General features: G+C 66.4%; 13 protein-coding genes. 12 read left to right on the top strand and 1 reads right to left on the bottom strand.

Features of this window, described 5'->3' with window-relative positions; genetic code table 11:
• On the bottom strand, positions 1-382 hold a 382-nt coding region (locus ACCC94_RS22750), incomplete at its 3' end, for an alpha/beta fold hydrolase (protein ID WP_413351847.1).
• A gap of 299 nt (positions 383-681) precedes the next feature.
• Here ACCC94_RS22750 and ACCC94_RS22745 point away from each other — a divergent pair.
• From ACCC94_RS22745 to lipA, 12 genes are all read left to right on the top strand, one after another.
• The gene (locus ACCC94_RS22745) at positions 682-1,947 is read left to right on the top strand and encodes a glutamate-5-semialdehyde dehydrogenase (protein WP_413351846.1); all 1,266 of its coding nucleotides are present in this window, start codon (positions 682-684) and stop codon (positions 1,945-1,947) included.
• The gene (nadD, locus tag ACCC94_RS22740; RefSeq protein WP_413351845.1) at positions 1,947-2,603 is read left to right on the top strand and encodes a nicotinate-nucleotide adenylyltransferase; all 657 of its coding nucleotides are present in this window, start codon (positions 1,947-1,949) and stop codon (positions 2,601-2,603) included. The genes ACCC94_RS22745 and nadD overlap by 1 nt, the downstream gene beginning before the upstream one ends.
• 19 nt (positions 2,604-2,622) lie before the next feature.
• Positions 2,623-2,976: a ribosome silencing factor gene (gene rsfS, locus ACCC94_RS22735; protein WP_192434940.1), complete on the top strand. Its 354-nt coding sequence runs from the start codon at positions 2,623-2,625 to the stop codon at positions 2,974-2,976.
• Positions 2,977-2,983: 7 nt separating this feature from the next.
• Positions 2,984-3,451, top strand: a complete 468-nt coding sequence (rlmH, locus tag ACCC94_RS22730) for a 23S rRNA (pseudouridine(1915)-N(3))-methyltransferase RlmH (protein WP_015475414.1) — start codon at positions 2,984-2,986, stop codon at positions 3,449-3,451.
• A 15-nt stretch (positions 3,452-3,466) separates the two neighbouring features.
• Positions 3,467-5,356: a penicillin-binding protein 2 gene (gene mrdA / locus ACCC94_RS22725; RefSeq protein WP_413351844.1), complete on the top strand. Its 1,890-nt coding sequence runs from the start codon at positions 3,467-3,469 to the stop codon at positions 5,354-5,356.
• A gap of 44 nt (positions 5,357-5,400) precedes the next feature.
• A complete protein-coding gene (rodA, locus tag ACCC94_RS22720) occupies positions 5,401-6,504 on the top strand; it encodes a rod shape-determining protein RodA (RefSeq protein ID WP_413351848.1) in 1,104 nt (367 codons plus the stop codon).
• A gap of 8 nt (positions 6,505-6,512) precedes the next feature.
• Entirely contained in the window at positions 6,513-7,535 is a 1,023-nt protein-coding gene (gene mltB / locus ACCC94_RS22715; protein ID WP_413351843.1) for a lytic murein transglycosylase B, read from the top strand.
• Positions 7,532-8,557, top strand: a complete 1,026-nt coding sequence (locus ACCC94_RS22710; protein WP_413351842.1) for a septal ring lytic transglycosylase RlpA family protein — start codon at positions 7,532-7,534, stop codon at positions 8,555-8,557. The genes mltB and ACCC94_RS22710 overlap by 4 nt, the downstream gene beginning before the upstream one ends.
• A gap of 98 nt (positions 8,558-8,655) precedes the next feature.
• Positions 8,656-9,813 (top strand): D-alanyl-D-alanine carboxypeptidase family protein, encoded by a 1,158-nt coding sequence (locus tag ACCC94_RS22705; protein WP_413351841.1) that lies wholly within the window; start codon positions 8,656-8,658, stop codon positions 9,811-9,813.
• 190 nt (positions 9,814-10,003) lie between these two features.
• Complete coding sequence (locus ACCC94_RS22700) at positions 10,004-10,303, top strand: DUF493 domain-containing protein (RefSeq protein ID WP_413351840.1); 300 nt, start codon at positions 10,004-10,006, stop codon at positions 10,301-10,303.
• Complete coding sequence (gene lipB / locus ACCC94_RS22695) at positions 10,303-10,956, top strand: lipoyl(octanoyl) transferase LipB (protein ID WP_413351839.1); 654 nt, start codon at positions 10,303-10,305, stop codon at positions 10,954-10,956. The genes ACCC94_RS22700 and lipB overlap by 1 nt, the downstream gene beginning before the upstream one ends.
• Positions 10,953-11,948 (top strand): lipoyl synthase, encoded by a 996-nt coding sequence (gene lipA, locus ACCC94_RS22690; RefSeq protein ID WP_413351838.1) that lies wholly within the window; start codon positions 10,953-10,955, stop codon positions 11,946-11,948. The genes lipB and lipA overlap by 4 nt, the downstream gene beginning before the upstream one ends.
• Positions 11,949-12,082 lie beyond the last annotated feature (134 nt).

Below are 12,082 nucleotides of genomic sequence, written 5' to 3'. Positions count from 1 at the left end.
CCGGATGGCGGGCGGCAAACAGCGCGGCCAGGGCCGAGCCGTAGGACAGGCCGATGGGCATCAATGGCGGCAGTTGCAGCGTTTCGGCGAAGGCGGCGATCAGGTCGGCCAGGTCCTCCAGGCTCAACTGCGGCGCCAGTTGCAGGTTGCCGCCCTGGCTGGGCAGGTCGAGCAGGATCACCGGGTGCCCGGCGAGCAGCTCCGAAACCTCGCTGGCGAAGGAACGGAAGCTCTGGAACGCGCCGCCCAGCAGCAGGACCGGCGGGCGGGGGTCATCCTCTTGCGAAGAGAAGGCCTGGTAGTGCAGTTGCCAACCGTCCAGTTCCAGCACCGCCGGGGCGGCGGTCAGGGACTGGGCGCTGTAATCGGTGCGATAGCGCATGGCAGTTCTCCGGCGGTGGACCGCCTCTTGTTGTTCTTTCCTGGCGCGCGTCCCTGGCAATACAAATACGGCGGGGGCAATGAGCCATGCTTGCAAGGTAAACAGCGGATACGAATTTGTTTACCCAACCTTCGGGCGGCAGAGCGGGTCGGGGAGTGCGGGATGTAACCGCTGGGCGGGGGATGGCGGGCATCGGCGTTACGCGAAGCGCGTCGCCGACCGGCCGGCTGCTGCGGCTGGTCGCTGAGGGGGCGCTCCCGCTATACTTGCGCATTTCCCTCACGCAGACGCGTTAGATCATGACCGAGTCCGTTCTCGACTATATGAGCCGCCTGGGCCGCGCCGCCCGTGAAGCGTCGCGCGTTGTCGCGCGCGCCACGACCGCGCAGAAGAACCAAGCCCTGCTGGCCGCAGCCGATGCCCTGGACGCTGCCCGCGCCCAGCTGACCGAAGCCAACGAACAGGATCTGGCCAATGGCCGTGCCAACGGTCTGGAGCCAGCCATGCTCGACCGCCTGGCCCTGACCCCGGCGCGCATCGACGACATGATCGAAGGCCTGCGCCAGGTCGCCTCGCTGCCGGACCCCATCGGTGAGATCCGCGACATGCGCTACGTGCCGTCCGGCATCCAGCTGGGCAAGATGCGCGTGCCGCTGGGCGTGGTGGGGATCATCTACGAATCCCGGCCGAACGTGACCATCGACGCCGCCAGCCTGTGCCTGAAGTCGGGCAACGCGACCATCCTGCGCGGCGGTTCCGAGGCGATCCACTCCAACCAGGCGATTGCCGCGTGCATCCAGACCGGTCTGGCCAAAGCCGGCCTGCCGGCCAGCGCCGTGCAGGTGGTGGAAACCACCGACCGCGCCGCCGTCGGCGCGCTGATCAGCATGCCCGAGTACGTGGACGTCATCGTTCCGCGCGGCGGCAAGGGCCTGATCGAGCGCATCAGCCGCGATGCCAAGGTCCCGGTGATCAAGCACCTGGACGGCATCTGCCACGTCTACATCGACGTCGCCGCCGACCTCGACAAGGCCATCCGCGTCGCCGACAACTCGAAGACCCAGCGCTACGCGCCGTGCAACACCATGGAAACGCTGCTGGTGCATGCCGGCATCGCCGACCGCGTGCTGCCGCCGCTGGCCGCCATCTACCGCGACAAGGGCGTCGAGCTGCGCGGTGACGCCGCCACCCGCGCGCTGCTGGGCGCCGACGTGCTGGAAGCCACCGAGGAAGACTGGCGCACCGAGTACAACGCGCCGATCCTGTCGATCCGCATCGTCGACGGCCTCGACGCGGCCATCGAGCACATCAATACCTACGGCTCGCAACACACCGACGCAATCATCACGGAGAACTTCACCGATGCTCGCCGCTTCCTCACCGAAGTGGACTCGGCCTCGGTCATGGTCAACGCCTCGACCCGCTTCGCCGATGGCTTCGAGTACGGCCTGGGCGCGGAGATCGGCATCTCCACCGACAAGCTGCACGCCCGCGGCCCGGTCGGCCTGGAAGGCCTGACCAGCGAGAAATACGTGGTGTTCGGCGACGGACACGTGCGGACCTGATGAACAAGGCGCGTTCCCGTCGGGTCGGTCTGTTCGGCGGCACCTTCGACCCGGTGCACATCGGTCACCTGCGCAGTGCGCTGGAGATGGCCGAGCAGTTCGAATTCGACGAGTTGCGCCTGATCCCCAACTTCCGCCCGCCGCACCGCGACACCCCCCAGGTGAAACCGGAGCAGCGGATGGCGATGGTCGAGCTGGCAGTCGCCGGCGTGGCCCCGCTGGTGGTCGATGACCGCGAGCTGAAGCGTGACAAACCCTCCTACACCATCGACACCCTGGAGTCGTTGCGTGGGGAGCTGGATGAGCAGGACCAGTTGTTCCTGCTGGTCGGCTGGGACGCTTTCTGCGGCCTGCCGACCTGGCATCGCTGGGAAGAGTTGCTGGAGCACTGTCATATCGTCGTGCTGCAGCGCCCGGATGCCGACAGCGAGCCGCCGGAAGACCTGCGCGACCTGCTGGCGGCGCGCAGTGTTGCCGACCCGAAGGCGATGACCGGCCCCGCCGGTCAGATCACCTTCGTCTGGCAGACGCCGCTGGCAGTATCCGCCACCCAGATCCGCCAACTCCTGTCGCAGGGGCGCTCGGTGCGCTACCTGGTGCCGGATGCGGTATTGAACTATATCGAGGCGCACGGCCTGTACCAGGCGCCCCACTGATCAAGCTAGAGAGTCATACATGCAAACCGAACAACTGGTCGAACTGACCATCGCTGCCCTGGAAGATCTCAAGGCGCAGGACATCGTCGTCATCGACGTGCGCGACAAGACCAGCATCACCGACACCATGGTCATCGCCACCGGTGCCTCCAGCCGTCAGGTCAAATCGCTGGCCGACAACGTCCTGGAGAAGGTCAAGGAACAGGGCGTGCGCCCGATCGGCAGCGAAGGCCAGGAAGGCGGCGAGTGGGTCCTGATCGACCTCGCCAACGTCGTGGTCCATGTCATGCAGCCGGCCACCCGCCAGTTCTACGACCTCGAGCGCCTGTGGCAGGGCGCCGAGCAGAGCCGCGCCTCGCACAGCGCCGAGTAAGCCCGCCGTGCGTCTGCGTCTGATCGCGGTCGGCTCGCGCATGCCGCGCTGGGTGGAAGAGGGCTGGGCGGAGTACGTCAAGCGCCTGCCCTCTGAGCTGTCCCTGGAACTGGTGGAAATCCCGCTCAACACGCGCGGCAAGAATGCCGACGTGGCGCGGCTGATCCGCCAGGAAGGCGAGGCCATGCTGAGCAAGGTCCAGCCTGGGGAACGCATCGTCACCCTGGAAGTCGAAGGCAAGCCCTGGAGCACCCCCCAGTTGGCGCAGGAGCTCGACCGCTGGCGCCTGGACGCGCGCACCGTCAACCTCATGGTCGGCGGGCCGGAAGGCCTGGCGCCGGAGGTCTGCGCGCGCAGCGAGCAGCGCTGGTCGCTGTCGCCGCTGACCCTGCCGCACCCGCTGGTGCGGATCCTGGTCGGCGAGCAGATCTACCGCGCCTGGACGGTTCTGTCCGGGCACCCCTACCACAAGTAGTCGTAGCCGTTTTCGATGCCGCAGCCGATACAGCTCAAGGACCACGAGAAGGACGCCCGTCTGGTCCGCGCCCGCGTCATCGTCGGCGGGGTGGCGATCTTCCTGCTCGCCCTGGTGCTGGTGGCGCGCATGTATCACCTGCAGGTGACGCAGTACGACTACCACTCGACGCTGTCGGAGAACAACCGCGTCCACGTGCAGCCGATTCCGCCCAATCGCGGGCTGATCTTCGACCGCAACGGGGTGATCATCGCCGACAACCGTCCCAGCTTCAGCCTGACCATCACCCGCGAGCGTACCGAGAACCTGCAGGAAACGCTCAAGACCCTGGTGGACATCCTCGGCCTCACCGAGGAAGACAAGGCCATCTTCGAGAAGCGCATGAAGCAGGGGCGCCGGCCGTTCGAGCCGGTGCCCATCATGTTCGAGCTGTCCGAGGAGCAGATCGCCCGCATCGCAGTGAACCAGTACCGCCTCAACGGCGTCGACGTGGCCGCGCAATTCGTCCGCCACTACCCGCTGGGCGAGCACTTCGCCCACTCGGTCGGCTATGTCGGACGGATCAACGAGGCGGAACTGAAGAAGCTCGACCCGGTGGCCTATTCGGGCACCCACCACATCGGCAAGACCGGCGTGGAAAAATTCTACGAAGACGCGCTGCACGGCACCGTGGGTTACGAGGAAGTCGAGACCAACGCCCGTGGCCGCGTCCTGCGCGTGCTCAAGCGCACCGAGCCGGTATCCGGCCGGGACATCGTGCTGAGCATCGACAGCAAGCTGCAGGCCGCCGCCGAAGCCGCGCTGGCCGGCCGGCGCGGCGCCATCGTGGCGATCCAGCCGTCCACCGGCGATGTGCTGGCCATGGTCAGCCAGCCGAGCTACGACCCCAACCTGTTCGTCACCGGCATCAGCTTCAGGGACTACGCGGCCCTGCGCGATTCCGAGGACCGCCCGCTGTACAACCGCGTGCTGCGCGGCCTGTACCCGCCGGGCTCGACGGTAAAGCCGGCGGTGGCCATCGCCGGTCTCGACGCCGGCGTGGTGACGCCCACCAGCCGCGTGTTCGACCCCGGCTACTACCAATTGCCGAACTACGACCACAAGTACCGCAACTGGAACCGCACGGGCGACGGCTGGGTGACCCTGGAAACGGCGATCATGCGCTCCAACGACACCTACTTCTACGACCTGGCGCATAAGCTGGGGATCGACCGCCTGCACGACTACATGAGCGAATTCGGCTTCGGCCAGCGCGTCGCCCTGGACATGTTCGGCGAGGCCGAAGGCCTGATGCCGTCGCGCCAGTGGAAGCGCGCGCTGCGCCGGCAGGCCTGGTTCCCCGGTGAGACCCTGATCCTCGGCATCGGCCAGGGCTACATGCAGGCCACGCCGCTGCAGCTGGCGCAGATGACCGCGCTGCTGGCCAACAAGGGCAAGTGGATCCGTCCGCACCTGGCCAAGACCATCGACGGCAAGCCGCCGGTCGACGAGGACCCGATGCCGGACATCAAGCTCAAGGACCCGAACAACTGGAACCTGGTGGACTACGGCATGCAGCAGGTGGTCCACGGGGCCCGCGGTACCGCCCACAAGGTCGGCGCCACCTCCGTCTACCGCATCGCCGGCAAGTCCGGTACGGCGCAGGTCGTGGCGATCAAGCAGGGCGAGAAGTACAACCGTTCCAAGCTGCTCGAGCGTCACCGCGACCACGCCCTGTTCGTCGGCTTCGCCCCGGCGGACAACCCGCAGATCGCCGTGGCGGTGATGGTGGAGAACGGCGAGTCCGGCTCCGGCGTCGCCGCTCCCGTGCTCAAGGCCGTGACCGACGCCTGGTTGCTCGACGAGACCGGCAAGCTCAAGCCCGAATACGCACCGCAGGCCACGGCGGAGGCGCCCAAACCATGACCATGAACGGTAATTTCGACCGCACGCTGTCCAGCGAAGATGTGATGAAGCGGCGCTCCACGCTGCTCCAGCGCCTGCACATCGACGGCCTGCTGCTTCTGCTGCTGCTGACCCTCGGCTCGGTCGGCCTGTTCGTCCTCTATTCCGCCAGCGGCAAGAGCCTGGACCTGCTGATCAAGCAGGCATCGTCCTTCGGCATGGGCCTGGGCGCGATGTTCGTGCTGGCGCAGATCGAGCCGCGCTTCCTCGCCCGCTGGGTGCCGCTGGGCTACCTCATCGGCGTGGCGTTGCTGGTGGTGGTGGACGTGATGGGCCACAACGCCATGGGCGCGACCCGCTGGATCAACATTCCCGGGGTGATCCGCTTCCAGCCGGCGGAATTCATGAAGCTGCTGATGCCCATGACCATCGCCTGGTACCTGTCCAAGCGCGCCCTGCCGCCCGGCTTCAAGCACAGCGTGGTGGGCCTGGCGCTGATCGTGGTGCCCTTCGTGCTGATCCTCAAGCAGCCGGACCTGGGCACCGCGATGCTGGTGCTGGCCTCCGGCGCCTTCGTGCTGTTCGTCGGCGGCCTGCGCTGGCGCTGGATCATCATGGCGGTGTCGGCCGCCGTGCCGGTGGCCGTGGGCATGTGGTACTTCGTCATGCACGACTACCAGAAGCAGCGCGTGCTGACCTTCCTCGACCCGGAGAGCGACCCGCTGGGCAGCGGCTGGAACATCATCCAGTCCAAGGCGGCCATCGGCTCGGGCGGCGTGTTCGGCAAGGGCTGGCTGCTGGGGACGCAGTCCCATCTGGATTTTTTGCCCGAAAGCCACACGGACTTTATCATTGCCGTGCTCGGCGAAGAGTTCGGCCTGGTCGGCGTCTGCCTGCTGCTGGTGCTGTACCTGCTGGTGATCTACCGGGGGCTGGTGATCACGGCGCAGGCGCAGACGCTGTTCGGCAAACTGCTCGCCGGCAGCATCACCATGACCTTCTTCGTGTATGTGTTCGTCAACATTGGTATGGTCAGCGGATTGTTGCCAGTGGTGGGGGTGCCGCTGCCCTTCATTAGTTATGGCGGAACTTCGCTGGTGACCCTGATGTCAGGGTTCGGCGTCTTGATGTCGATCCACACCCACCGGAAGTGGATCGCCCAGGTTTGATGACAAGAGTGAAGAAAGGAATGCAAGTACTGCGCGCCTGGGCTGCCAGGGGGGTGCATTGGGTCGGAATCGCGGGGGCGATCGGCATGTCCGGCGCCGCTGCCGCGGGCGACTACGATGGTTCGCCCCAGGTCGCCGAGTTCGTCAGCGAAATGACCCGTGACTACGGCTTTGCCGGCGAACAGCTCATGGGCCTCTTTCACGACGTGGAGCGCAAGCAGTCCATCCTCGACGCCATCTCCCGCCCGGCCGAGCGGGTGAAGACCTGGAAGGAATACCGCCCGATCTTCGTCACCGACGCGCGCATCAACCGCGGCGTGGACTTCTGGAACCAGAACGCCGAGGCCCTGGCCCGCGCCGAGCAGGAATACGGCGTGCCGGCCCAGTACATCGTCGCCATCATCGGCGTCGAGACCTTCTTCGGCCGCAATACCGGCAACTTCAAGGTGATGGACGCGCTGTCCACCCTGGGCTTCGACTACCCGCCGCGCGCCGACTTCTTCCGCAAGGAACTCAAGCAGTTCCTGCTGCTGGCCCGCGAACAGCAGGTCGACCCGCTCAGCCTGACCGGCTCCTACGCCGGCGCCATGGGCCTGCCGCAATTCATGCCGAGCAGCTTCCGCGCCTATGCCGTGGATTTCGACGGCGACGGCCACATCAATATCTGGAGCGACCCCACCGATGCCATCGGCAGCGTCGCCAACTACTTCAAGCAGCACGGCTGGCACACCGGCGAGCCGGTGGTGTCGCAGGCGGAAATCGGCACCTCCACCGCCGAGGACGCGCTCACCCAGGGCCTGGAGCCGCAGATGAACCTCGGTCAGCTACGCTCCCAGGGCTGGCGCACCCATGACGTGATCCGCGACGACCTGATGGTCACCGCCATGCGCCTGGAAGGCGCGCAGGGCACCGAATACTGGGTCGGCCTGCCGAACTTCTACGTGATCACCCGTTACAACCGCAGCGCCATGTACGCCATGGCGGTGCATCAGCTGGCCGGCGAGATCGCCAAGGCGCGAGGTGTCCATTGAGCAAGCGAATCGCAAGTCCCGGCCTCTGGTCGCTGGCCGCCTGCGTTGGCCTGAGCACCCTGTTCCTCGCCAGCTGCACCGGCAACCGCGCGCCGCAGCCCCAGCCACAGGTCAGCAGCGGCATTTCCGGGCCCTACGACTACAACCGTCCGCACCGCGACGGCGCGCCCTGGTGGGATGTCGACGTCTCGCGCATCCCCGATGCCGTGCCGATGCCGCACAACGGGCCGTTCAAGAACAACCCCTACACCGTGCTGGGCAAGACCTACTACCCGCTGAACAACGCGAACACCTACAGCGTGGTCGGCACCGCCTCCTGGTACGGCACCAAGTTCCACGGCCAGGCCACCGCCAACGGCGAGCAGTACGACCTGTACGGCATGACCGCCGCGCACAAGACCCTGCCGCTGCCCAGCTACGTGCGCGTGACCAACCTGGACAACGGCAAGAGCGTCATCGTCCGCGTCAACGACCGCGGCCCGTTCTACTCCGACCGGGTGATCGACCTGTCCTTCGCCGCCGCCAAGAAGCTCGGCTACGCCGAGACCGGTACCGCCCACGTCAAGGTCGAGGGCATCGACCCCGACCGCTGGTGGGCCGCCCAGGGCAAGCAGCCGCCGATGATCATGGCGCTGCCGAAGATGGCCTCGCAGCCTGCCGCTGCGCAGCCGCAGGCGGTCTCCATGGCCCAACCCATCGAAACCTACACCCCGCCGCCGGCGCAGCACGCCGCACCCGTGGCGCCGGTCCAGATCGACTCAAAAAAAAACGCTTCATTACCAGCCGATGGCCTGTATCTCCAGGTGGGTGCCTTCGCCAACCCGGACGCTGCGGAGCTTCTCAAGGAGAAGGTCGGCGGCCTGACGGGGGCGAAATCCTTTATCAGCTCGGTCGTGGTCAACCAGCAGACCTTGTACCGGGTACGCCTGGGGCCGATCGGAACGCAGGATGAAGCAAGCAGGATGCAGGACAGCATCCGCGTGGCCAACCTTGGCCAACCCAAGCTCGTGCGCCTGGACTGAGATTCCACCGCACGCGCCGCAGCGGCCCGCCAGAGGCCGCGGCACCCGAGTTCCCCCCAAGGGGATTGTTTGACCATTAGTGAACCCCAGAGAGACGGATGAACATCTTCAACTTCGCCAAACGCCTGTCCTTGCTCGTGCTGTTCAGCGCCCCCGTGGCCAGCTGGGCAGCTGAAGTCGTTCCCGCCGCCCCGCAGCTCGCGGCCAAGGCCTGGGTGCTGATGGACGGCGCCAGCGGCAATATCCTGGTCGAGAACGCCGGCGACGAGCGCCTGCCGCCCGCCAGCCTGACCAAGCTGATGACCGCCTACATCGCCACCAAGGAAATCGAAGGCGGCCGCATCGCCGAATCCGACCTGGTGACCGTCAGCGAACACGCCTGGCGCACCGGCGGCTCGCGCATGTTCATCAAGGTCGGCTCCCAGGTCTCGGTGAGCGACCTGCTGCACGGCATCATCATCCAGTCGGGCAACGACGCCTCGGTCGCCCTGGCCGAGCACATCGCCGGCAGCGAAGACGCCTTCGCCGACATGATGAACACCACCGCGCAGAAGCTGGGCATGACCAACTCCCACTTCATGGACGCCACCGGCCTGCCCAACCCGGACCACTACTCGTCCGCCAAGGACATGGCCATCCTGGCCCGCGCCATCATCTACGGCGAGCCGACCCACTACGCCATCTACGCGCAGAAAGAGTTCTTCTGGAACAACATCAAGCAGCCCAACCGCAACCTGCTGCTGTGGCGCGACAAGACCGTCGACGGCCTGAAGACCGGCCACACCGACGAAGCCGGCTACTGCCTGGTGGCTTCCGCCGTGCGTGACGGCCAGCGCATGATCGCGGTGGTGTTCGGCACCAACAGCGAGCAGGCCCGCGCCGCCGAGACCCAGAAGCTGCTGACCTACGGCTTCCGCTTCTTCGAATCGCAGACCTTCTACAAGAAGGGCGCCGAGCTGACCAAGGCCATGGTCTGGAAAGGCTCCGAGCACGAAGTCAAAGCCGGCCTGTCCGAAGACCTGACCATGACCGTGCCGCGCGGCCAGCTCAAGCAGCTGCAGGCCAACATGGTCGTCGAGCCCAACCTGGTCGCGCCGATCCAGCAGGGCCAGGTCATCGGCAAGGTCGAGGTCAAGCTGAACGACAAGGTCGTGCGCACCTCCGACCTGGTCGCCCTGAACGCCGTGGAAGAAGGTGGCTTCTTCCGCCGTATCTGGGACAGCCTGCGCATGTTCTTCTACGGTCTGTTCAACTGACCGCCGGTCCCGGCCTTGCACTTTTGTATACAAGGCCGGGATTGACCTGCCCGCGCGCTCGCAAACTCGGGTAAAATGCCCGCCTGCGACTGCCCGGCCATTGCGTGGCCCGGCATTCGTCGTCCGATCCACCCGGAGCGTCCCGATCCCGGACGCTCATGCGGAGGCGGGCCATCCGCCCGCGAGAGCCATGACTGACACCCCTGATTCCGTCGACACCAGCGAACAACCCGCGCCGAAGATCGAGTTCCCCTGCGAACGCTACCCGATCAAGGTCATCGGCGATGCCGGCGAAGGCTTCTCCGACCTGGTCATCGAAGTCATCCAGCGCCACGCGCCGGACCTCGACATCACCACCCTGGTCAGCCGCGACAGCCGCAACGGCCGCTTCCTGTCCGTGCAGGTGCTGATCACCGCCACCGGCGTCGACCAACTGCAGAACATCCACAAAGACCTGCGCGCCACCGGCCGCGTCCACATGGTGCTCTGATGGGCGAAACGCTGGGCTTTCGTGAGCTGGGCATCCTGCCTTACGAGCCGACCTGGCACGCCATGCAGCGCTTCACCGCCGAGCGCGAAGCCGCTACGCCCGATGAAGTCTGGCTGCTCGAACACGAGCGCGTGTTCACCCAGGGCCAGGCCGGCAAGGCCGAGCACGTGCTGTTCCCCGGCGACATCCCGGTCGTCCAGGTCGACCGCGGCGGCCAGGTGACCTACCACGGCCCCGGCCAGTTGGTCGCCTACCTGATGCTCGACGTGCGCCGCTCCGGCATCGGCGTGCGCGACCTCGTCTCGCGCATCGAGCAGAGCCTCATCGGCCTGCTGGATAGCTATGGCGTCACCGCTGTGTCCAAACCCGACGCTCCGGGCGTCTACGTGGACGGCGCGAAGATCGCATCCCTCGGCCTGCGCATCCGCAATGGCCGCTCCTTCCATGGCCTGGCACTGAACGTGGACATGGACCTGGAACCCTTTCGACGCATCAATCCCTGCGGTTACGCAGGCATGGCCATGACCCAGCTGAGCCAGCTGGCCGGCCCCATCGCATTGGCCGATGTGCGCGAGCGCCTGCGTGGCGAACTCGTCGAACGCCTTGGCTACGCGGCACAGAAGACCCTAACGGGCGGGATCCAACCTAGATGAGCACTGTTGTGGAGAATTCCGGCCAGGCCGCCCCGGCCGCCAAGCCGGGCAAGGTGGAAGTCGGTGTCAAGCTGCGCGGCGCCGAGAAGGTCGCGCGCATTCCGGTGAAGATCATTCCCACCGAAGAGCTGCCGAAGAAGCCCGACTGGATTCGCGTGCGCATCCCCGTTTCCCCCGAGGTCGACCGCATCAAGCAGCTGCTGCGCAAGCACAAGCTGCACAGCGTCTGCGAGGAAGCCTCCTGCCCGAACCTGGGCGAGTGCTTCTCCGGCGGCACCGCGACCTTCATGATCATGGGCGACATCTGCACCCGTCGCTGCCCGTTCTGCGACGTCGGCCACGGCCGTCCGAAGCCGCTGGATGTCGACGAGCCGACCAACCTCGCCATCGCCATCGCCGACCTGCGCCTGAAGTACGTGGTGATCACCTCGGTGGACCGTGACGACCTGCGCGACGGCGGCGCCCAGCACTTCGCCGACTGCCTGCGCGAGATCCGCAAGCTGTCCCCCGGCGTGCAGTTGGAAACCCTGGTCCCGGACTACCGCGGCCGCATGGACATCGCCCTGGAAATCACCGCCAACGAACCGCCGGACGTGTTCAACCACAACCTGGAAACCGTGCCGCGCCTGTACAAGTCGTCCCGCCCGGGCTCCGACTTCGAGTGGTCGCTGGACCTGCTGCAGAAGTTCAAGCAGATGGTCCCGCACGTGCCGACCAAGTCCGGCCTGATGCTCGGCCTGGGCGAGACCGACGAGGAAGTCATCGAAGTCATGCAGCGCATGCGCGAGCACGACATCGACATGCTGACCCTTGGCCAGTACCTGCAGCCCTCGCGCAACCACCTGCCGGTGCAGCGCTTCGTCCACCCTGACACCTTCGCCTGGTTCGCCGAGGAAGGCGAGAAGATGGGCTTCAAGAACGTGGCTTCCGGCCCGCTGGTGCGCTCCTCGTACCACGCCGACCAACAGGCGCACGGTACCAAGATCGGCTGACGCTCAAGCCGGCAGTCGCCCTGACAGAAAGGCCCCCAACCCCGCGGGGTTCGGGCCGTTAGGGTTTTTTAACGCCCGCAAATAACCCCGGGGGTTTGTGTGGCGCCGGAGGCGCGGGGGCGCCCCGGCAAAGG

The sequence above is a fragment of the Pseudomonas sp. Pseusp97 genome (genome assembly GCF_047304025.1).
Lineage (GTDB): Bacteria > Pseudomonadota > Gammaproteobacteria > Pseudomonadales > Pseudomonadaceae > Pseudomonas.
Note: the sequence above shows the minus strand (reverse complement) of the source record. Positions and strands in the feature narration are given on the sequence as shown.